General features: G+C 55.3%; 17 protein-coding genes and 1 riboswitch. Of the genes, 6 read left to right on the forward strand and 11 right to left on the reverse strand.

Annotation, left to right across the window (positions count from 1 at the left end; genetic code table 11):
• Nucleotides 1-10 precede the first annotated feature (10 nt).
• From ftsL to mraZ, 3 genes are read right to left on the reverse strand one after another with little or no spacing between them, the layout of a single operon-like run.
• Nucleotides 11-331 carry a cell division protein FtsL gene (gene ftsL, locus ACUTSW_RS15315; protein WP_004950132.1) on the reverse strand — a complete coding sequence of 107 codons (321 nt, stop codon included), beginning with the start codon at nucleotides 329-331 and terminating at the stop codon, nucleotides 11-13.
• Nucleotides 328-1,269 carry a 16S rRNA (cytosine(1402)-N(4))-methyltransferase RsmH gene (gene rsmH, locus ACUTSW_RS15320; protein ID WP_004950130.1) on the reverse strand — a complete coding sequence of 314 codons (942 nt, stop codon included), beginning with the start codon at nucleotides 1,267-1,269 and terminating at the stop codon, nucleotides 328-330. Before rsmH ends, ftsL begins: the two co-directional genes overlap by 4 nt.
• A gap of 2 nt (nucleotides 1,270-1,271) precedes the next feature.
• The gene (gene mraZ, locus ACUTSW_RS15325; protein WP_004950128.1) at nucleotides 1,272-1,730 is read right to left on the reverse strand and encodes a division/cell wall cluster transcriptional repressor MraZ; all 459 of its coding nucleotides are present in this window, start codon (nucleotides 1,728-1,730) and stop codon (nucleotides 1,272-1,274) included.
• A gap of 871 nt (nucleotides 1,731-2,601) precedes the next feature.
• On the opposite strand from mraZ, the gene ACUTSW_RS15330 reads away from it, so the two are divergent.
• A complete protein-coding gene (locus ACUTSW_RS15330) occupies nucleotides 2,602-3,042 on the forward strand; it encodes an L-alanine exporter AlaE (protein ID WP_004950126.1) in 441 nt (146 codons plus the stop codon).
• Between the two features lie 47 nt (nucleotides 3,043-3,089).
• Here ACUTSW_RS15330 and cra read toward each other — a convergent pair whose 3' ends face one another.
• The 5 genes from cra to leuO form a co-directional block, all read right to left on the reverse strand.
• Nucleotides 3,090-4,094, reverse strand: coding sequence for a catabolite repressor/activator (cra, locus tag ACUTSW_RS15335; protein ID WP_445584795.1), 1,005 nt, complete (start codon nucleotides 4,092-4,094; stop codon nucleotides 3,090-3,092).
• Nucleotides 4,095-4,310: 216 nt separating this feature from the next.
• Nucleotides 4,311-4,802: an acetolactate synthase small subunit gene (ilvN, locus tag ACUTSW_RS15340; RefSeq protein ID WP_004950121.1), complete on the reverse strand. Its 492-nt coding sequence runs from the start codon at nucleotides 4,800-4,802 to the stop codon at nucleotides 4,311-4,313.
• A 2-nt stretch (nucleotides 4,803-4,804) separates the two neighbouring features.
• A complete protein-coding gene (gene ilvI, locus ACUTSW_RS15345; protein WP_004950120.1) occupies nucleotides 4,805-6,523 on the reverse strand; it encodes an acetolactate synthase 3 large subunit in 1,719 nt (572 codons plus the stop codon).
• Between the two features lie 316 nt (nucleotides 6,524-6,839).
• Nucleotides 6,840-8,648, reverse strand: a complete 1,809-nt coding sequence (locus ACUTSW_RS15350; protein ID WP_445584796.1) for an AMP-dependent synthetase/ligase — start codon at nucleotides 8,646-8,648, stop codon at nucleotides 6,840-6,842.
• A 465-nt stretch (nucleotides 8,649-9,113) separates the two neighbouring features.
• On the reverse strand, nucleotides 9,114-10,061 hold the full coding sequence (gene leuO / locus ACUTSW_RS15355; RefSeq protein WP_062869620.1) for a transcriptional regulator LeuO: 948 nt from the start codon (nucleotides 10,059-10,061) through the stop codon (nucleotides 9,114-9,116).
• An 877-nt stretch (nucleotides 10,062-10,938) separates the two neighbouring features.
• Here leuO and leuA point away from each other — a divergent pair.
• Genes leuA through leuD form a run of 4 tightly spaced genes read left to right on the forward strand, consistent with a single transcriptional unit; the run spans nucleotide 10,939 to nucleotide 15,623 of the window.
• A complete protein-coding gene (leuA, locus tag ACUTSW_RS15360) occupies nucleotides 10,939-12,513 on the forward strand; it encodes a 2-isopropylmalate synthase (RefSeq protein WP_004950113.1) in 1,575 nt (524 codons plus the stop codon).
• Nucleotides 12,514-12,515: 2 nt separating this feature from the next.
• Nucleotides 12,516-13,607, forward strand: coding sequence for a 3-isopropylmalate dehydrogenase (gene leuB / locus ACUTSW_RS15365; RefSeq protein WP_004950110.1), 1,092 nt, complete (start codon nucleotides 12,516-12,518; stop codon nucleotides 13,605-13,607).
• 1 nt (nucleotide 13,608) lies between these two features.
• Complete coding sequence (leuC, locus tag ACUTSW_RS15370) at nucleotides 13,609-15,009, forward strand: 3-isopropylmalate dehydratase large subunit (protein WP_004950109.1); 1,401 nt, start codon at nucleotides 13,609-13,611, stop codon at nucleotides 15,007-15,009.
• An 11-nt stretch (nucleotides 15,010-15,020) separates the two neighbouring features.
• Nucleotides 15,021-15,623, forward strand: coding sequence for a 3-isopropylmalate dehydratase small subunit (leuD, locus tag ACUTSW_RS15375; RefSeq protein WP_004950106.1), 603 nt, complete (start codon nucleotides 15,021-15,023; stop codon nucleotides 15,621-15,623).
• A 132-nt stretch (nucleotides 15,624-15,755) separates the two neighbouring features.
• On the opposite strand, the gene ACUTSW_RS15380 is transcribed toward leuD, so the two are convergent.
• The 3 genes from ACUTSW_RS15380 to sgrT all read right to left on the reverse strand — a co-directional run bounded on the left by ACUTSW_RS15380 (nucleotide 15,756) and on the right by sgrT (nucleotide 19,175).
• Nucleotides 15,756-17,228 (reverse strand): DASS family sodium-coupled anion symporter, encoded by a 1,473-nt coding sequence (locus ACUTSW_RS15380; RefSeq protein ID WP_445584797.1) that lies wholly within the window; start codon nucleotides 17,226-17,228, stop codon nucleotides 15,756-15,758.
• A gap of 142 nt (nucleotides 17,229-17,370) precedes the next feature.
• Nucleotides 17,371-18,576: a sugar efflux transporter gene (locus ACUTSW_RS15385; protein WP_445584798.1), complete on the reverse strand. Its 1,206-nt coding sequence runs from the start codon at nucleotides 18,574-18,576 to the stop codon at nucleotides 17,371-17,373.
• A 383-nt stretch (nucleotides 18,577-18,959) separates the two neighbouring features.
• Nucleotides 18,960-19,175, reverse strand: coding sequence for a glucose uptake inhibitor SgrT (sgrT, locus tag ACUTSW_RS15390; protein ID WP_445584799.1), 216 nt, complete (start codon nucleotides 19,173-19,175; stop codon nucleotides 18,960-18,962).
• Nucleotides 19,176-19,262: 87 nt separating this feature from the next.
• Here sgrT and sgrR point away from each other — a divergent pair, with 87 nt between their 5' ends.
• Nucleotides 19,263-20,924 (forward strand): HTH-type transcriptional regulator SgrR, encoded by a 1,662-nt coding sequence (sgrR, locus tag ACUTSW_RS15395; protein WP_445584800.1) that lies wholly within the window; start codon nucleotides 19,263-19,265, stop codon nucleotides 20,922-20,924.
• Nucleotides 20,925-20,961: 37 nt separating this feature from the next.
• A riboswitch (TPP riboswitch) is annotated at nucleotides 20,962-21,087 on the forward strand.
• The last annotated feature ends 8 nt before the right edge of the window (nucleotides 21,088-21,095 follow it).

Here is a 21,095-nt window from a genome sequence, read left to right on the forward strand (position 1 = left end):
GTTAAACTGTTCATTGTTTAACGATGATATTTTCCTGCGATGGATCAACATGTTGCATCTGCAGTTTTTCGGTGGCGATACGCTCGACCCGGCTGTGGTCGCCGAGGGCGTTCTCCTCCAAAATCAGGTTGCGCCATTCAATATCCAGAGCATCCCGCTCAAGCACCAACTGCTCGCGCTCAGCGGTCAGCAGGCGGGTACGGTGTGCGGTAGTCACCACAAAAATCGCAGAAATCAGTGAAGCGACCAGTAAAATCAATGGGATCTTGGCGTTACGCAGCAGATCGCCGCCAATCACCCCAACCAAACCGTGGCGTTCATTACCAATCACGCGGGCATCCTCTCGGCAATGCGCAGCACTGAACTGCGCGCGCGTGGATTTTCCGCTACTTCATCTTGCGAAGGCATCATCTTGCCCAGCGCTTTCAGCGTACGCCCGCCCATGCCACGCAACTGCTCTTCAGTCAGCGGCAGACCTGCCGGCACCTGAGCACCGCGGCTATGGTGGCGCATAAAGCGTTTGACGATACGATCTTCCAACGAGTGGAAACTGATGATCGACAGGCGGCCCTGCGGGGCCAGCACTTCCAGCGCGCCGTCCAGCGCACGCTCAATCTCTTCCAGTTCACTGTTGATGTAGATACGAATGGCCTGGAAACTGCGCGTTGCCGGGTGCTTGTGTTTTTCCCGGAACGGGCTGGCATTAGCGATCAGGTCAGCCAGCTCTTTGGTGCGCGTCATCGGTTCGACACGGTTTCTTTCCACGATGGCGCGTGCAATGCGCTTGGCGAAACGCTCCTCACCGAAGGTTTTCAGCACCCAGGCAATGTCGTCCGCTTCCGCTTTCAACAACCATTCAGAGGCGGACTGGCCGCTTGATGGGTCCATACGCATATCCAGTGGGCCGTCACGCATGAAAGAGAAACCGCGTTCTGCATCATCCAACTGCGGCGAAGAAACGCCCAAATCGAGTAAGACGCCATCAATCTGCCCCACCAATTCGCGTTCCCGCACGTAGTGTGACAAATCAGAAAATGGGCCGTGTACGATGGTAAAACGAGGATCTTCAATAGATTTGGCGGCTGCAATCGCCTGTGGATCGCGGTCAATTGCCAGCAAACGTCCTTCCGGCCCCAGTTGGGACAGAATCAGACGAGAATGGCCACCGCGACCAAAAGTACCGTCGATATATATGCCGTTACTGCGAATATTGAGGCCATTGACCGCCTCATCCAACAGTACGGTGGTGTGTTTATAGTTTTCCAACATGCTTATAGCGACAAGTCCTGTAGCCGCTCAGACAACGGTTCCTGAGTCGACTGTTCTGCGTCAATATCATCCTTGACTTGTTGATACCAGGTCTGTTCATCCCACAGTTCAAACTTGTTGAACTGCCCGACCAGCATCACTTCTTTTGTAAGCCCGGCGTGTTGACGCAGCGTAGTAGCTAGCAACAACCGACCGGCGCTGTCCATCTGACACTCACTGGCATGCCCCAACAATAAGCGCTGAACGCGGCGCTCTGCGGGATTCATACTCGACAGACGGGATAATTTTTGTTCAATAATTTCCCATTCGGGCAATGGGTAAAGCAGCAGGCAGGACTGATGGAGGTCAATGGTACAGACCATTTGGCCTTGCGATTGCTCGTTCAGCAAATCCCGATAACGGGTGGGTACGGCAAGCCGCCCTTTGCTGTCGAGATTAACCATCGTTGCCCCACGGAACATTCCTGAGCTACCCCTTCATGACCGTTTTCACCACTTTACACCACAAATTCCCACATAAGGGAGTTTACGGAGGGTATGAAAACCTTGTCAAGCCAGAGCGGCGGCGCTTTGGCAATATTTCTCCCGTCATTTTGGGAGCTGACTCGCGAAAGGAACGCTATTTATTCGATGAGTTAAAATTAACATCATGATAAACGGGGATAATTTTCTGAGCGGAAAGAGGGTGATTAAAAACCTGACAAATTGGCGATTAATTAACTCATTACTTCCTTCTGCAATCGATGTCTCATTTTTTAGCTCGGCAATCACAACCCTGTAACCCGCCGTAACCCGCACCGGTCAAGGCTCGCCGTTAACTCCGGTCATTGGTGAAATACGGTATAAGCCATTGAGTTAATAACGCTCAACGGTTATTGCACTTCAGGTCGGGCGCTATTTTACTTCAATTAAAGCGTCAGTGATAAGCCAGATGAAAAAATAAATTACTCGGATATTACGAGTCGAATTATTTTCGATTTAAATCAGCTTGGTAAGATTATTCTCAAAATACCTGTTTACAATTATGGTTTCATTTCCTTACATCATTTATTCCCACAATTTTTGCTGTGAAAATGCACTTTATAATGAAAAAATTCGTAACCATATGTTTTAAATCAAAAAAGTAAAAACCCTCCCGTTTTAATCCCTTCGCGCCAGATTCTACCGCTCTTCCTCAGGATAAAAATCAGCCAAGGGCAATAAATAAAAATATTCAGCTATCCAATAAAAACAAGATAGAGGAGTAAACTATAAAAAACGCAAAAACCAAGAATCAACAACCACAATCATCAAATTTAACAGAATATTAACCAACACTTAAGGAGATTGCACCATGCTTTCGCCTGTCGCTTATTGGCGCAGCGCCGCCGCCGATACTTTTGCACTGGTGGTGTACTGTTTCATCGCCGGAATGGCGATAGAAATTCTGGTTTCCGGCATGAATTTTCAGCAATCGCTCTCCTCCCGCCTGGTGTCGATCCCGGTGAATATCCTGATCGCCTGGCCCTATGGACGCTACCGCGACCTGTTTATTCGCCTTGCGAAACGCTCTCATCACGGGCAATGGTTGCTGCGTAACCTCGCCGACTTGCTGGCGTATGTCAGTTTTCAATCGCCGGTGTACGCCGCCATATTGTGGAGCGTAGGTGCAGATGGGCAGCAAATTATGACCGCGGTGGCCGGAAATGCCGTGGTCTCGATGGCGATGGGCGTGATATATGGCTACTTTCTTGAATACTGCAGAAAGCTGTTCCGGGTAACCGGCTATGTGTAAAGCGGGGAGACAGGCAGGAAACAGCGTCGCCGCCCCGCCCGTATTATTTATTTCCGGCTCAGACTACCGCGACGGAACAGATTGCGGCGAATACGCGTCAGGCCCGGTTTAGGTTTACGCGGCTCATCCAGGCTGGCCAACACCAGTTCCAGTACCCGTTCAGCCACATCACGGTGGCGCTGCGCTACCGCCAGCACCGGGCACTCAAGAAAGTCCAGCAGCTCGTGATCGCCGAAAGTGGCGATCGCCAGATCGGTCGGCAAGCGACCCCGCTGTTTCAACGTCACATCCATCACCCCCTGCAACAGAGAGAACGAAGTGGTGAACAACGCCTGCGGCATCGGATGTGTTTTCAACCATTCTGCAAACAGTACGCCGGCAGCCTCGCGTTCATAGCTGTTGGCATACAGATAATCGACAGGCCGTTCGTCGCCCTCCCACGCCTGGCGGAATCCTTGCTCACGCAGGAAACTGACGGACAGCTCAGGCAGTGCGCCCAGATACAGCACCGACTCCGCCGGAAAAGTGCGAAGCTCCTGCGCCAGCGCGAAGGAATCCTCTTGGTCGGCCCCCACCACGCTGATGAAATGCTCGCGATCCAGTGCCCGGTCCAGAGCGATGATCGGAAATGGATCTTTGGCCCAGCGCTGATAGAACGGGTGCTCCGGCGGCAAAGCGGTGGAAACGATAATGGCGTCGACCTGGCGTTGCAGCAGGTGTTCGATACAGCGCATTTCGTTATCCGGCTGATCTTCCGAACAGGCAATCAATAGCTGATAACCGCGCTGACGCGCCTGGCGCTCCAGGTAGTTGGCGATACGGGTATAGCTGGTGTTTTCCAGATCCGGTATCACCAGGCCGATAGAGCGAGTTCGTCCGGCGCGCAATCCTGCAGCGACGGCATTCGGGTGATAGTTATGCTCCCTGACCACAGCCATCACTTTTTCGACGGTTTTATCGCTGACACGATACTGCTTCGCTTTGCCGTTGATGACATAACTGGCCGTGGTGCGCGAAACGCCAGCGAGACGCGCGATTTCATCCAGTTTCACGTTAACCCCTTAATGACGCTGAAAATAGAAGTGAAAGCTATGCTCGGATTAACCATCGCATCCCGTGCGGTTATTCAATCCAGCCTCTGCGATCTAACAGCAGAAAACACTGCCGAGCAACCGCTTTTGCCGAAAGGTGCCAGCAAACAGGCAAAAAACACCGAAAAACAAAAGGCGCAGCCATGCCGCGCCCTCAGATTATGCCAATATCACGTTTCAGCGCATGATTTTATCGCCGCGCGACACGCCGACGACGCCGGAACGCGCTACCTCGACAATTTCAGCCACTTCGCGCACTGCATTTAGAAACGCATCCAGCTTGTCGCTGGTGCCGGCCAGCTGAACGGTGTAAAGCGTAGCCGTGACATCGACAATCTGCCCACGGAAAATATCGGCGCAGCGTTTCACCTCTTCACGGCCATAACCGCTGGCCTGCAGCTTCACCAGCATGATCTCGCGCTCAACATGCGCGCCCTGCACCAGCTCGCTAACGCGCAGCACATCCACCAGCTTATGCAGCTGCTTTTCGATCTGCTCCAGCACTTTCTCATCGCCGACGGTTTGGATGGTCATACGCGACAAGGTGGGATCGTCGGTCGGCGCTACCGTCAGGCTTTCAATGTTGTAACCACGCTGGGAGAACAGCCCCACCACACGCGACAACGCGCCGGATTCGTTTTCCAGCAATACAGATAAAATACGCCGCATGATCAGGTCCTCTCCGTTTTGCTTAACCACATTTCGTCCATGCTTCCGCCGCGGATCTGCATTGGGTAAACATGTTCGGTCTCATCGACGGTGACATCGACAAACACCAGTCGTTCTTTCTCGGCCAACGCCTGCGCCAGTTTGCTTTCCAGTTCATCCGGCGTGCGAATGGCGATGCCTACGTGACCGTAGGCCTCCGCCAGTTTGACGAAATCAGGCAGGGAATCCATATAAGACTGCGAATGGCGACCGGAGTAGATCATGTCCTGCCACTGCTTCACCATGCCCAGATAGCGGTTGTTGAGGTTCACCACTATCACCGGCAGGTTGTATTGCAACGCGGTGGAAAGCTCCTGAATGTTCATCTGGATACTGCCATCGCCGGTTACGCACACCACGGTCTCATCAGGCAACGCCAGCTTCACGCCCAGCGCAGCCGGCAGGCCGAAGCCCATGGTGCCCAGCCCACCGGAGTTGATCCAGCGGCGCGGCTTGTCGAACGGGTAGTAGAGCGCGGCAAACATCTGGTGCTGGCCCACATCGGAGGTGACGTAAGCATCCCCCTTTGTCAAACGATGCAGGGTTTCGATCACTGCCTGTGGTTTGATGGTACCGCTGTTTTTGTCATAGCCCAGACAGTCGCGCGCGCGCCACTGTTCAATGGACTGCCACCAGTCGCGCAACGCATCGAAGTCCTGCGCCTTATCGTCCTGCGCCAACAGTTCCAGCATCTGGGTCAGCACCTGTTTGGCATCGCCCACGATCGGAATATCGGCATCGACCGTCTTGGAGATCGAGGTGGGATCAATATCGATATGCAGTACGGTGGCATCCGGGCAGTATTTTGCCAGGTTGTTGGTCGTGCGATCGTCAAAACGCACGCCGACGGCGAAGATCACGTCGGAATGGTGCATGGTTTTATTGGCTTCGTAAGTGCCGTGCATGCCGAGCATGCCGACGCTCTGGCGGTGCGTACCGGGGAAGGCGCCCAGCCCCATCAGGGTGCAGGTCACCGGCAGATTCAGCTTTTCCGCCAGTTCCAGCAGTTCTGCATCGCAGGCCGAGTTGATCGCCCCGCCGCCAACGTACATAACCGGTTTTTTAGCCGCCAAAATGGTTTGCAGCGCGCGCTTTATCTGCCCGCGGTGGCCCTGCACCGTTGGGTTATAGGAGCGCATGCTCACTTCCTGCGGATAGGCGTAAGGCATTCTGACCGCCGGGCCAACGATATCTTTCGGCAGGTCGATCACGACCGGGCCAGGACGGCCGGTTGAGGCCAGATAAAAGGCTTTTTTCAAGATACCGGGGATATCCTCGGTGCGCTTCACCAGGAAACTGTGCTTCACCACCGGACGAGAAATCCCGACCATGTCGCACTCCTGGAAGGCGTCATAACCAATCAGCGAGCTTGGAACCTGGCCGGAAAGCACCACCATCGGGATCGAGTCCATATAGGCGGTCGCAATGCCGGTAATCGCATTGGTCGCGCCGGGGCCGGAAGTCACCAGCACCACGCCGACCTCACCGGTAGCGCGCGCATAGCCATCGGCCATATGCACCGCACCCTGCTCATGACGCACCAATATGTGATCGATTCCTCCGACCGTATGCAGGGCGTCGTAGATATCGAGTACCGCCCCGCCCGGATATCCGAATACATGCTTAACGCCCTGATCGATCAACGATCGGACGACCATCTCGGCTCCTGACAACATCTCCATGGGTTTGCCTCCAGGCTTACTTATTCTTGTCTGGCGCCGGAACGTAGCGCCTGTTGTGGGGCAATGCCCCAAAATTTTTGTGTATTGATTCTAACTGGCTAACATAACGTCAGAGTATTGAGCAGGCAAACGACAAAAAGACTTAAAAACAGAGTGGTTATTGTCATGCAACTGAGGATCGGGGGTTTACAAAAACAATGCACTAGCCGCTGGCGGATCAGGCTAGGCATTGTTTCGGGCAGACAGGGAATTACAGAACTATATTAGGCAAGAATTATGCTGTTTTTTTAGCCGGGTATACTGCCCGGCGGCATCCTTATGCCTGATCCTGGTACATCGAGTCAATTTCATGCTGGTAGCGCTGTAGAATCACCTTCCGGCGCAGCTTCAGCGTGGGGGTAAGTTCACCCAGCTCCATCGAAAAGGCCGCCGGCAGCAGGGTAAACTTTTTCACCTGCTCAAAGCGCGCCAGCTCTTTTTGCATGTCGCGCAGACGGCTCTCGAACATTTCTATAATGTGGCTATTACGCAGCAGCTCAAGCCGATCCTGGTATTTCAGGTTAATGGATTTCGCATACTCTTCCAGCGACTCAAAGCTGGGTACGATCAGGGCCGAAACGAATTTACGCGCATCGGCGATGATCGCCACCTGCTCGATAAAACGATCCTGAGCCAACGTGCCTTCGAGCATCTGCGGGGCGATATATTTGCCGCCGGAGGTTTTCATCAAATCCTTCAGTCGCTCGGTAATGAACAAGTTACCCGCCTCGTCAATCGCGCCGGCGTCACCGGTTTTCAGCCAGCCGTCCCCGGTAAAAGAAGCGGTGGTTTCCAGCGGCTTATTGAAATAGCCACGCATCACGACGGGGCCACGTACCTGAATCTCGTTTTCCTCGCCAATACGCACCTCAACCCCCGGCAACGGCTTGCCGATAGAGCCAAAGCGGAAATTCCCCTCTTCCCAGCAGGAGACGGTGGCGCAGGTCTCGGTCATGCCGTAACCATATTTGATATTGACGCCCATCGCCTGGAAAAACAGGATGACATTGTCGTCAAGTTTGGCGCCCGCCGCCGGCAAGAAACGCACCTTCCCGCCGAGGATGCCGCGCAGCTTGCTCAGAACCAGCTTGTCAGCCCAGCGGTGGGAAAGGTTGAACAACTTGCCCAGCGGCTTACCGGCGCGCTCCTGCAGGAACTTGCGTTCACCACAGACGATCGCCCAATGGAACAATGCACGACGCAGCCAAGGCGCACGCGCTACCTTTTCATGCACCGCGCTAAAGATTTTTTCGTAGAAACGGGGGACCGCGCACATCAACGTCGGGCGTACCGCCGTCATGGCTTCACGCACCCAGTCAGTATTCGGCAGATACACGTTCTGCGCGCCCGAGTGCATGATGAAGAAGCTCCAGATGCGCTCAAATACGTGTGATATCGGCAGGAAACTGAGGGAGACATCCTCTTCGTTCACCGTTAGCCGCTCGTCGTGCAGATAGAGCTGCGCGGCCAGATTACGGTAATCCAGCATCACCCCTTTTGGCTCGCCGGTAGTGCCGGAGGTGTAGATCAGAGTGAACAGATCCCGCAGATCGCAATCTGCAATACGCTCCCGCCGTTGAGGTTCAAAGGCATCAACATCGGCCCCGCGCTCAAAGGCGCTCAGATGCCGGGCAATATCGCACCCGCGCAGATCGGCTGCGTCATCGAACACGATGATATGATTCAACTGCGGGCACACGCCGCGCAGCGCAATGGCTGCATCCAACTGTGCCTGCTCGCCGACGAACAGGATGCGAATATCCGCATCATTAATAATAAATGCTGCCTGGGCGGGCGTGTTGGTGGCATACAAGGGTACGCTCACCGCCCGAAGTTGCAGGATAGCCAAATCCGCCAGCGACCAAGCCATGCAGTTATTGGCAAAAATCGCGATGCGCTCCTGCACTTCGGACCCCAACGCCAGCAGCGCGCTGGCGATGCGGTTAATGTGGACGTCGGCCTGTCCCCAGGTCAGTTGTGTCTCGCCATCAGGAGACCATTGGCGAAAAGCTGTGCGATCGGCACGATGGGAAATTTGGTGCTGTATACGATGAGTCAGATGGTATTGCAGCAGATTATTGATCATAGCGCTCTAAGCCTGAAATGAATCAAACAGTTAACCTCGAACAGAGCCTCTGGCCCCGAATCTCAGCTTACACGTGTTTACTTTTTTTCGCGCAGTCTACCTACTCTCAGGCAGCGGGAAAAGAGTTTTCAGCGTAGAAGTGTGAGCCAAAACGCAGGCTAGCTTCACCACACCCTCAGGTTGGACAGAGCGGCGTTAAAAAGGTTTTATGTCGGGGACAAAATGCGGCCCCTGCGGGCCGTCCATTCAAATCAGTTTAAAACACCAATAAAAATTAAAAAATCAGAATATAAATTCATGGCTATTATTTTTCATAAAATAATCATAACAGCTATAGAAAAGTTATTTTATCGCAAAAAAACCAGAAACATCTTAATAAAAACCAAGATAGTTCTTAGCTTTTTATCATGCAAAAAACCTGCTCATATAAATATTATCTTTCTTCAGGGAGAGTATTCCATGGATTTACTCTGGGTTGCCCGCCTCAGTCAGAACGGATTTCATCCATTGATGCCCTTTATCGCGTTCGGACGATTCGTGCCAGGAAAGATAACATGTCGCTTTGTTGTCTTCCGCACACAAAGGCACCGCTTTTATCTTCAGTGAAGTGGCCTGTTGCCGTACCAGCCATGCCGGTGCGATAGCCACCATTTCCGTCTGGGAGACCATATTTAACACGCTATATAAATCGGTGCACTGCTGAGTCACGGCACGCTGCATGGCTTCTTCGATATAATAAGGCTTACTGAAAGATCCAAAGCTTTCCAGCGAGACCACTGCATGTTGCTCAAATAAAGCTTGCTCCGGTGTAAGACCCGCAGTCATTCTCGGGTGCGCCTGCGCGACTGCCAGCACCAGTTCATCGTCGAACAGCGCCAAACTGCGAAACTCCGCTGACTCAAATCGACTGTAGCCAATAACGAACTCAACATCCTGATAACGCAATTGATGCTCAATATTATTGTTAATATATGACTTCACTTGCAAATTAAGCTGTGGGGCTATCTGTTTGACGTGGTTGATTATCTTGGCTCCCAACCGTAAGTCGAGCGGGCTGCAGAGGGATAGCGAGAAAGCCCGTATACTGGTAAAGGGTTCGAACTCTGAGCCGGGCAGTTCATTTTGTACCAATTGCAGCGCCTGACGTACCGGCCCGAATAACTGTCTGGCCCGCATCGTGGGCTGGATCCCCCGCCCGCTGCGCACAAACAGCTCATCATTGAACATCACCTTCAGGCGCGCAACCGCGTTGCTCACCGCCGGCTGCGACATCCCTAATGAAGTAGCGGCTCGCGTAATATTCTGCATTTGCATCACGGCGTCAAAAACAGTCAGCAAATTAAGATCGACGCTGCGCAAATGAATGTCCGCAGGCTCTTTAACCATGGCAATTTCTGAATCATATTCAGCCATATATCACTCCACTAAATCCTGTGTAGATAATCTTATCGCTGTGCAAGACAAACAATGTGAAGCCGTATTGTTTTATTCCCGCAAGACAAGATCAGTTATTCCTTCAATCAAACGACAGAAACCCTTGCTATACCGCCGTGGCGAGAACCGCATATGAGGTGCGTATCAGAGACTTCCACCGTTACGGGGGAAGAACGGCGCCAACACAGTACTAATAAATAGGTAGATAAAATAATGAATACTGTTTAGCAACGAAGTTTCGATTATAAGCCAAGCGATAAAAACATATCACAACCGTCTAGAATATACGTTTAGCCGATGCAAAAATGCACTATCTTGTTATCTGTCCTTTCTACCAATAAATAAATTATATATATTTAAATTAAACCATTTACAAAAAAAATGGTATGCACGTTGTCCTCCGATTGTCAGACATCTTTATCGCTTCAACGCAAATTTTAACCCAATGAGATACAGAAGCAATTGCCGCCGCATATATTCGATTAATTTATGCTAAGCAATGCGCAAAACACCCCCCGCTTTTCCACTAACCCGGCGAATTTTTTCCGAATTATCCTCTGCAACCACTTTTACCCAATTTCCTGACAAGGGGATCGCCCTCTATTCAATCAGATGTTGACATCGCCAGGCCAATAACGTATCAAATTAGGAACGACACAATTTTAAGAGAAGCTGAACCCTCATGATCCGTACTCACCGTCTACTAAGCCTACTACTTAACGCATCTTCTTTGCGCGGTATGCTGGTGGACGGAGTTCAGAGCTGATTCAGTCCCTCACTCATAACAAACCCGCGCTACTGCGCGGGTTTTTTTTTACCCGCTTAGCGTGAAATAAACACGATAAGGAACGCCCTGATGAGCCAACAAGTCATTATTTTCGATACCACGCTGCGTGATGGTGAACAAGCGCTGCAAGCCAGTCTGAGCGTAAAAGAGAAGATTCAGATAGCCATGGCGCTGGAGAGAATGGGCGTCGACGTAATGGAAGTCGGTTTCCCGGTCTCCTCTCCGGGTGATTTTGAATCGGTGCAGACCATCGCCCGTCAGATCAAAAACAGCCGCGTATGTGGCCTGGCCCGCTGCGTGGATAACGATATCGACGTCGCCGCCGAAGCGCTGCGCGTTGCCGAGGCCTTCCGTATTCACGTGTTCCTGGCTACATCCACTCTGCACATTGAATCCAAGTTGAAGCGCTCTTTCGATGAAGTGCTGGAAATGGCGGTACGCTCGGTGAAGCGCGCCCGCAATTACACCGACGACGTGGAGTTCTCTTGCGAAGACGCAGGCCGGACGCCAATCGATAATCTGTGCCGCGTAGTGGAAGCCGCCATCAACGCCGGCGCCACCACCATCAATATCCCGGACACCGTCGGCTACACCACGCCAAACCAGTTCGGCGGCATCATCACCACCCTGTATGACCGCGTACCGAACATTGATAAAGCCATTATTTCGGTCCACTGCCACGACGATCTGGGCATGGCGGTCGGCAACTCCATCGCCGCCGTGCAGGCGGGCGCTCGTCAGGTTGAAGGCACGCTGAACGGCATCGGTGAACGCGCCGGCAATACCTCGCTGGAAGAAGTGATCATGGCGATCAAAGTGCGCCAGGACATCATGAACGTGCACACCAACATTAATCACCAGGAAATCTTCCGCACCAGCCAGTTGGTCAGCCAGCTGTGCAACATGCCGATTCCGGCCAACAAAGCGATCGTAGGTTCCAATGCCTTCGCCCACTCCTCCGGCATTCATCAGGACGGCGTGCTGAAGAACCGTGAAAACTACGAAATCATGTCGCCGCAGACCATAGGTCTGAAAGACGTGCAGTTGAACCTGACCTCCCGTTCCGGCCGCGCTGCGGTAAAACACCGCATGGAAGAGATGGGCTATAAGGAACAGGACTACAACCTGGACACCCTGTACACGGCGTTCCTGAAACTGGCCGACAAGAAAGGCCAGGTATTCGATTACGATCTGGAGGCTTTAGCCTTCATTAACAAGCAGCAGGAAGAGCCGGAGCATTACAGCCTGGGCTATTTCAGCGTGCAGTCCGGCACCAACATCATGGCCACCGCCTCGGTGAAACTGATCTGCGGCGATGAAGAAAAAGCCGAAGCGGCAACCGGCAACGGCCCGGTCGACGCGGTTTATCAGGCCATCAACCGTATTACCGACTACCCGATCGAATTAGTGAAGTATCAACTGACCGCCAAAGGCCAGGGCCGCGACGCTCTGGGCCAGGTTGATATCGTGGTGTCCTACAACGGCCGCCGCTTCCACGGCGTGGGTCTGGCGACCGATATCGTGGAATCCTCCGCCAAGGCGATGGTTCACGTATTGAATAATATTTGGCGCTCCCAGCAGGTAGAAAAAGAAAAACAGCGTCTGCAGCAAAGCAAACATCAAAATAATCAGGAAACGGTGTGAACATGACGAAGACTTACCATATTGCCGTCTTGCCCGGAGACGGAATCGGCCCGGAAGTAATGGCTCAGGCGCACAAAGTGTTGGACGCCGTGCGTCAGCGCTTTGATATCCGCATCACCACCAGCGAATATGACGTCGGCGGCATTGCCATCGATCGCCACGGCAGCCCGTTGCCGCAGGCCACCCTCAGCGGGTGCGAGCAGGCCGATGCGATCCTGTTCGGCTCGGTGGGCGGCCCGAAATGGGAACACCTGCCGCCGGCAGAACAGCCTGAGCGTGGTGCATTGCTGCCGTTACGCAAGCACTTCAAACTGTTCAGCAACCTGCGTCCGGCCCGCCTGTACCAAGGGTTGGAAGAATTCTGTCCGCTGCGTGCCGACATCGCCGCCCGCGGTTTTGACATCCTGTGCGTGCGTGAGCTGACCGGCGGTATCTACTTCGGTCAACCAAAAGGCCGTGAAGGCCAGGGCATGCAGGAACGCGCTTTCGATACCGAGGTGTATCACCGCTTCGAGATCGAACGCATTGCGCGCATCGCCTTTGAGTCCGCACGCAAACGCCGTAACAAAGTGACCTCTATCGATAAGGCCAACGTGCTGCAAAGCTCCATTCTGTGGCGTGAAGTGGTGAACCAGGTTGCCAAAGACTATCCGGACGTGTCGCTGTCGCATATGTACATCGACAACGCCACCATGCAGTTGATTAAAGACCCGTCGCAGTTCGACGTGTTGCTGTGTTCCAACCTGTTTGGCGATATTTTGTCCGACGAATGCGCGATGATCACCGGTTCGATGGGCATGCTGCCTTCCGCCAGCCTGAACGAACAGGGCTTTGGTCTGTATGAGCCTGCGGGCGGTTCTGCGCCGGATATCGCGGGTAAAGGCATCGCCAACCCGATCGCCCAGATCCTGTCCGCCACCCTGTTGCTGCGTTACAGCCTGGGGGCCTCTGAGGCTGCCGACGCCATTGAACGCGCCATCAACCAAGCGCTGGAACAAGGTTACCGCACCGCCGATCTGGCCGGTGAGGGTAAAGCCATCAGCACTGATGAAATGGGTGACATCATCGCCCGCTTTGTAGCTCAGGGGGCATAACATGTCGAAAACGTTATATCAGAAATTATACGATGCCCACGTGGTGTACGAAGCGCCGAACGAAACGCCGCTGTTGTATATCGATCGCCATCTGGTGCACGAAGTCACTTCTCCGCAGGCGTTCGACGGCCTGCGCGCCATGGGCCGCAAAGTACGCCAGCCGGGCAAGACCTTTGCCACCATGGACCACAACGTGTCCACCCAGACCAAAGACATTAACGCCAGCGGCGAGATGGCGCGCATTCAGATGCAGGAACTGATCAAGAACTGCGCTGAGTTCGGCGTTTCGCTGTATGACCTGAACCACCCGTTCCAGGGCATCGTGCACGTTATCGGCCCAGAGCAGGGCATGACGCTGCCGGGCATGACCATCGTCTGTGGCGACTCCCATACCGCCACCCACGGCGCCTTCGGTTCGTTGGCGTTTGGGATCGGCACCTCGGAAGTGGAGCACGTGCTGGCGACCCAGACCCTGAAGCAGGGCCGCGCCAAGACCATGAAAATCGAAGTGACCGGCGTCGCAGCGGAAGGCATCACCGCCAAGGACATCGTACTGGCGGTGATCGGTAAAACCGGCAGTGCCGGCGGCACCGGCCACGTGGTGGAGTTCTGTGGCAAGGCGATTGAAGCGCTGAGCATGGAAGGCCGCATGACGCTGTGCAACATGGCGATCGAAATGGGCGCCAAAGCGGGCCTGGTCGCGCCGGACGACACCACCTTTGATTATCTGAAAGGCCGCCAGTTTGCGCCTACCGGCGAGAACTGGGAACAAGGCGTCGCTTACTGGCGCACGCTGAAATCCGACGACGATGCCAAATTCGACACCGTAGTAACCCTGCGCGCCGAAGACATCGCGCCACAGGTGACCTGGGGCACCAACCCTGGGCAAGTGATCGCCGTCAATCAGGCGATCCCGGCACCGGAATCCTTTAGCGATCCGGTCGAGCGCGCCTCGGCCGAGAAGGCGTTGGCCTATATGGATCTGAAACCGGGCATTAAGCTGACTGAAGTGCCGATCGACAAAGTGTTTATCGGCTCCTGTACCAACTCACGCATCGAAGATCTGCGCGCGGCGGCGGCGATTGCCAAAGGGCGCAAAGTCGCCAACGGCGTTCAGGCCATCGTGGTGCCTGGTTCCGGCCCGGTAAAAGCGCAGGCGGAAGCCGAAGGTCTGGACAAGATCTTTATTGAAGCCGGTTTTGAATGGCGTTTGCCGGGTTGCTCCATGTGCCTGGCGATGAACAACGACCGCCTGAATCCGGGCGAACGCTGCGCATCCACCAGCAACCGTAACTTCGAAGGGCGTCAGGGCCGCGGTGGGCGCACCCACCTGGTCAGCCCGGCAATGGCCGCTGCCGCTGCCGTTGCCGGCCATTTCGCCGATATCCGTGATATTCACTAAGGGGCACTACCGTGGCTAAATTTACTCAACATACCGGTTTAGTGGTGCCTTTGGATGCGGCCAACGTCGACACCGACGCCATTATTCCAAAGCAGTTTTTGCAGAAAGTGACCCGCACGGGTTTCGGCCAGCATCTGTTCAACGACTGGCGCTTTTTGGACGACGCCGGCCAGCAACCGAACCCGGAGTTCGTGCTGAACAAGCCGCGCTACAAAGGAGCCAGCATCCTGTTGGCGCGTGAGAACTTCGGCTGCGGCTCCTCACGCGAGCATGCGCCCTGGGCGCTGACCGACTACGGCTTCAAAGTGGTGATAGCGCCAAGCTTCGCCGATATCTTCTACGGCAACTCATTCAACAACCAGCTGCTGCCGGTGACACTGAGCGAACAGGACGTGGATACGCTGTTCAAGCTGGTGGCTGAAAACGAAGGTACCGAGTTTGTGGTGGATCTGGAAAATCAGACGGTGAATGCCGGTGGAAAAAGCTATCCGTTCGAGATCGACAGCTTCCGCCGCCACTGCATGATCCACGGGTTGGACAGCATCGGCCTCACGCTGCAGCACGAAGCGGACATCTCCCGCTACGAGGCACAGCAGCCGGCGTTTCTGAACTGATCACCTTCTAATACCTTAAATAATTGGAGCTGCGGCAAGGCGGCAAGTGAGTAAATTCCCTGGAGCTTGGCTAACCAAGCGACCGGGGGCGCTTACTCAGCCAACACAGCGGCAGCTCCAAGTATGACGGGGTTACCAGTAACCCAGCCACTTCCACCACGCCCCGCCGATCAGGATCCAGATCAGCAGGTTAACCACGCTCACCACAAAGCCGGTTTTCCACCATTCTCCCAGCGTCACGTAACCGGAGCCAAAGACAATAGGCGCGGTGCCGGTACCGTAATGGGTCAGCGACATCATCAGTGAAGAGGCGAACGCCAGAATCAACCCCAGCAGCGCCGGCGGTGCGCCCAATGTCATTCCGGCGGCCAGGAAGGCGGCAAACATAGCGGTAACGTGAGCGGTGGCGCTGGCGAAGAAATAATGCGAATAGAGATAGATGGCGGTTAGCAAGATGGCGCCGCCCACCCAGCTCATGCCCATGTGGTCGATACCTCTGCCGACGGAGTGCGACAGCCAGTCAATCAGCCCCAGCTTGCCGAGGAAACTGGCCATCATGACCAGCGCGGAGAACCACACCACCGTATCCCAGGCCCCCTTGTGCTTCAGCACGTCCTCCCAGCTCAGCACGCCGGTCGCCAGCAGCACCGCCAGGCCGATCAACGCCGCCGTGGTCGGGTTTACCAGCCAGGCTGGGCCAAAGATCATCGCCGGAATGCCGGCCCACAGCACCAGCAGCAGGGCAAACACCCCTAAAGTGATTTTCTCCGGCAGCGTCACCGGGCCCAACTCTGTGAGTTTTTCCCGCGCAAAACGCGGTGCGTCCGGGGTGCTTTTAATCTCCGGCGGGTACAACAGATAGAGCACCAGCGGTATCGCCGCCAGCGAACAGAGCCCCGGCACCAGTGCGGCGAGCGCCCACATTGACCATGACAGTTCCAGGCTGCCGCCGGTGCCTTTGGCGATCAGGCTGACAATCAGAGGGTTAGACGCGGTGGCGGTAATGAACATCGCCGAACTCACCGGGTTGATATTGTAATTCACCAGCGCCAGATAACGGCCAATCTTGCCGGAACTGTTCAGCTCAGGCCGGGATCCGAAGCTGTCGGCGATCGACTTCATTATCGGATGAATAATCCCGCCGCCACGGGCGGTATTGCTCGGGGTCACCGGCGCCAAAGTGAGTTCCGCCAGTGTCAGCGCATAGGCAATGCCCAGCGTCTTTTTACCGAACAGGGAAATAAAATAGTAACCGATCCGCGAGCCCAACCCGGTTTTGTTGAGACTAAAGGAGATCATGATCGAGAAGCCAATCAGCCAAATCAGCTGATTGGAGAAGCCGCTCAGCGCATCCTCCAGCGCTGCACCCGGCTTGCCGGGATTAGTCACCCCGGTGATGGCCACCAGCGCGATGGCCACCACCGAAACGGCACCGATCGGCATCGCCTTGCCGATGATGGCGATGATGGTGCCGATAAACAGCGCCAGCAGATGCCAGGCGTTGGGCGCAACCCCTTCAGGTACCGGGATGACAAACCAAATAAGCAAAACGGCGGCAACGGCACACAGAGAGGGGACGGGTTTGAGCGGTGTTAGTTTGTCCATGGCATACCCAAATGGTCTAAACGGATCGGCATCTCAGCAGCAAGATGGGCAAGAGCGCCGCAATCGCGCTCCGGGTCCGTATAGCTTGAGGTTCTGGCGTAATGTTCTCAATGACATGCGTCAATGTTAATGACGTTAGCGTTTACACTTCTCGTACCCGAATACTGATCCACAGCGCCACCACCGCCAGGGCCGTCGCCAGCCAGTAAACCGCATAGTGCCCCAGGTTTTCTACCAGTGCGCCTTGCAGCACGCCGGCCAGGATCACCCCGGTGGAGATGCTGTTGGTAAACAAGGTCGTCGCCGCACCCGGCCGCCCTGGCATCAGATCCTGGAAATAGAGCATGCCGATACCGGCGATGATGCCGATAAATATGGCGTTGAACAGTTGCAAGACCATCAGCGCCAGCTTGAATTTAAACACCGCCAATCCGGCATAAAACAGGATGCCGGCCACCACGGCAAACAGCATCATATTGCGCTTGCCGAAACGTTTGACGTAATAACCGGCCAGCAGCATCGCCGGGATCTCCAGCCCGGCGGCCGTGCCCATCAACAACCCCGCAAGGTTTTCCGGCAGGCCCAGATCGGCGGTGATGTACAGCGGCATATCGATGATGTACAGGGTGTTGCAAGTCCACATCAGCATAGAGGCGATAAACAACAACCGCACATCGCGGTTTCGCCAGGCGCTGGCGGACGCTATCGGGGCCGAAGGCACACCGTCCAGCGCATCGCCCTGCTCCGCCGCTTGGGTGCGCGGTACCGAAGGCAAGGTAAACCACACCAGCAAGGCACAGATCGCGAAAGTGGCGGCGGCGATCCCAAACATCCAGGTAAAGCCGTAGTTCAACGCCAGCGTGAACGCCAGAGGTGGACCTATCACCCACGCCAGCGACAGCTGCGCACGCATGACCGAGCTGAACATTACCACTTCGCGCGCCGAACTATCGGCATACTCCCGCGCCAGCGCGAAAATCTGCGGCATGGCGGTATTGGCAATCGCCGACATCAGCACCCCGGCGGTGATCAGCGTCAGGTAGTCGCGGTTGAAGGCAAACAGCAGGCAGTTGCCGACCGCCATCAGGCAGCACACCAGGATCAGCGTACGCCGGTCACCCCGCGTATCTGAACGCTTGGCCAGCAGAAAGCTGACGACGATGCCGGCAATGGCGTTGACGGTGTAGAACAACCCCACCCAAAGCGGCCGCACCTTGACTTCGGTGGTGAGGAACAGGCTCAGCGTCGGTGCCATCAGCGCTCCGGCGATCCCGGAAAGAAAAGCAATCAACAGGAATGCGGCAAAGATGGGATTAAAGCGGCGCGGCAACCCGTACAGTCGTTTCATATCTTCGTCCCTGCCCCTAAAGCGGAAGACAAAACCTTAGGCTACGGTGAAAAAATTGCAAGAACATCACCGCGACCAATAATAAAAAAACCAGTGGGTATGACCCCACTGGCTGGTGAACAACACCATTACTCAGAAACATTTTTGCTACCGCAACCTCAGAGGTGCTCGCGGTATTGCTTGTCTGTCATATCGAGGCTACCCCCCACCGTTGCACGTGAGCGCCGCTGGCGGTCATTTGGGCGTGCAGCAAGGCGCGTGTCGTGAGGTTTGGTGGGCCAAATAAGCGGCGCGCAACACAGATGTACGCTCAAATGGCCCCAGCCCTTCGGGTCGCGCCCCAAAAACCCGTTTTCTGTGTTGGCGGGCTTGCCCATAGCCCACTATGGGCTGCTCCCTTCGTCGGGATAACGGGCTTTTGGGCCTGCGACGGCACCACGGTCAACGGTGGGGGGTAGCCTAAGATCCCACTGGGTCAGGTGAGCCAGCATCTCCAGCCGGGCTTGTTCAGGCACAAGGCCCAGCCAGTCGGCATGCTGGCGGCGCACCGCGCTGAAGTAGCGCTGATAGAACTGTTTTGACAAGAATGCTTTCATCATTCGCCCTCCCCCTTTCATTGATGAAAATTATCGGCGTAATATGGGGAAAGATAAATTGATGAGTTGATGCCGGAGTGTTCCTCTTTTATGTCTACCTCACGTTTGCAACAACAGTTCATTCGCCTGTGGCAGCGCTGCCACGGCGAGACCACCGACACCACGCTGCAAGAGTTGGCCGAAGTGCTCACTTGTTCGCGCCGTCACGTGCGTTCATTGCTCGGCGCCATGCAGCAACAAGGGTGGCTGACCTGGCAGGCGGAATCGGGGCGCGGCAAGCGTTCGCGGCTCACCTTCCACTATACCGGCCTGGCCCTGCAGCAGCAGAGAGCGGAGGAACTGCTGGAGCAAGACCGCATCGATCAACTGGTACAACTGGTCGGCGATAAAAACGTGGTACGGCAGATGCTGCTGTCCCAACTTGGGCGCAGCTTTCGGCAGGGTAAACACATCCTGCGCGTGCTCTACTATCGCCAACTGTACAACCTGCTGCCCGGCTCGGCGCTGCGCCGTTCGGAAATTCACCTGGCCCGGCAGATTTTCAGCGGCCTGACGCGGATAAACGAGGAAAACGGGGAACTTGAGTCGGACCTGTCGCATCACTGGCAGCCGCTGACGCCTTTGCACTGGCGTTTTTATCTGCGCCCGGCGATACATTTTCATCACGGCCGCGAGCTGGAAATGGACGATGTGATTAGCTCCCTCACTCGTCTGATCCCTCAACCGCTGTTTTCGCATATCGAGCGCGTGACCTCACCGACGCCTTTCGTGATTGACGTGCACCTGCACAGCCCCGATTACTGGCTGCCCTGGCTGCTGGGCAGCGTGCCTGCCATGATCCTGCCGCGCGAGTGGCAAAGCATGCCGGAGTTCTCGCGCCATCCGGTGGGCACCGGGCCGTACAGCGTGGTGCGCAACCACCGCAGCCAGATGAAAATCCACGCCTTCGATGACTACTTCGGCTATCGGGCACTGATTGATGAGGTGAATATCTGGGTGTTGCCGGAGCTCACCGAAGAGTTGGTGCATTCCGGCGTGCAACTGCAGGCGGATGACACCGGCAACAACGAGCTTGAAAGCCGGCTGGAGGAAGGCTGCTATTTCCTGCTGTTCGATCAACGCTCTCCTTTGGCGGCCGATCCGGCCATTCGCAGCTGGCTGTGCGAGCTGATTAACCCCATCTCGCTGCTGAGCAACGCCGGGCCGATTTATCAACGCTATTGGTCACCGGCCTATGGCATCCTGCCGCGCTGGCATCACAATCGCGCGCTGGCGCAACAACCCAAGCCGGCCGGGCTGACCGAGTTGACGCTGACCTACTACAGTGAACACTCGGAATTCCACGCCATTCGACAGGCAATTGAACCGCTGCTGGCATTGCACGGGGTGCGACTTAACGTGCAGACGGTGAGCTACGACGCCTGGCATAAAGGGGAAGCCACCAGCGATCTGTGGCTGGGTAGCGCCAACTTCTACCTGCCGCTGGAGTTCTCGCTGTTCGCCACCCTGTATGAGTTGCCATTGATGCAGCATTGCATGAATGACGATCTCGCCGCAGATGCGGCGCTGTGGCGCGCCAATGCCCTGCCGCTGGCGGATTTTTGCCAACGGTTGGTCAACGGTCACCAGTTACACCCGCTGTTTCATCATTGGCTGCAACTGCACGGCCAGCGCAGCATGCGCGGTGTGCGAATGAACACCCTTGGCTGGTTTGATTTTAAATCCGCCTGGTTTGCGCCGCCGGAAGCATAAGCGCCTTTCGCCGGCGCCCGTTAATCTCTACAATAGCGCCGTCTCAACGGGGTGCGAAACGGCGGCGGCGTGATGAAAACGCGGCGTGCAGGTTTTGCTGAGAACAAACCCGTCGAACCTGATCCGGTCAATACCGGCGGAGGGATTTGAGCATAGCGACCCGGTTTAATC

The organism is Serratia sp. TSA_198.1 (assembly GCF_052686505.1).

What these genes read in the sequence shown, in the direction of transcription:
- rsmH (WP_004950130.1), bottom strand. Translation starts at nt 1,269, where the DNA reads ATGTTGGAAAACTATAAACACACCACCGTACTGTTGGATGAGGCGGTC.
- mraZ (WP_004950128.1), bottom strand. Translation starts at nt 1,730, where the DNA reads ATGTTCCGTGGGGCAACGATGGTTAATCTCGACAGCAAAGGGCGGCTT.
- ACUTSW_RS15330 (WP_004950126.1), top strand. Translation starts at nt 2,602, where the DNA reads ATGCTTTCGCCTGTCGCTTATTGGCGCAGCGCCGCCGCCGATACTTTT.
- ilvN (WP_004950121.1), bottom strand. Translation starts at nt 4,802, where the DNA reads ATGCGGCGTATTTTATCTGTATTGCTGGAAAACGAATCCGGCGCGTTG.
- ilvI (WP_004950120.1), bottom strand. Translation starts at nt 6,523, where the DNA reads ATGGAGATGTTGTCAGGAGCCGAGATGGTCGTCCGATCGTTGATCGAT.
- ACUTSW_RS15350 (WP_445584796.1), bottom strand. Translation starts at nt 8,648, where the DNA reads ATGATCAATAATCTGCTGCAATACCATCTGACTCATCGTATACAGCAC.
- leuO (WP_062869620.1), bottom strand. Translation starts at nt 10,061, where the DNA reads ATGGCTGAATATGATTCAGAAATTGCCATGGTTAAAGAGCCTGCGGAC.
- leuA (WP_004950113.1), top strand. Translation starts at nt 10,939, where the DNA reads ATGAGCCAACAAGTCATTATTTTCGATACCACGCTGCGTGATGGTGAA.
- leuB (WP_004950110.1), top strand. Translation starts at nt 12,516, where the DNA reads ATGACGAAGACTTACCATATTGCCGTCTTGCCCGGAGACGGAATCGGC.
- leuC (WP_004950109.1), top strand. Translation starts at nt 13,609, where the DNA reads ATGTCGAAAACGTTATATCAGAAATTATACGATGCCCACGTGGTGTAC.
- ACUTSW_RS15380 (WP_445584797.1), bottom strand. Translation starts at nt 17,228, where the DNA reads ATGGACAAACTAACACCGCTCAAACCCGTCCCCTCTCTGTGTGCCGTT.
- ACUTSW_RS15385 (WP_445584798.1), bottom strand. Translation starts at nt 18,576, where the DNA reads ATGAAACGACTGTACGGGTTGCCGCGCCGCTTTAATCCCATCTTTGCC.
- sgrT (WP_445584799.1), bottom strand. Translation starts at nt 19,175, where the DNA reads ATGATGAAAGCATTCTTGTCAAAACAGTTCTATCAGCGCTACTTCAGC.
- sgrR (WP_445584800.1), top strand. Translation starts at nt 19,263, where the DNA reads ATGTCTACCTCACGTTTGCAACAACAGTTCATTCGCCTGTGGCAGCGC.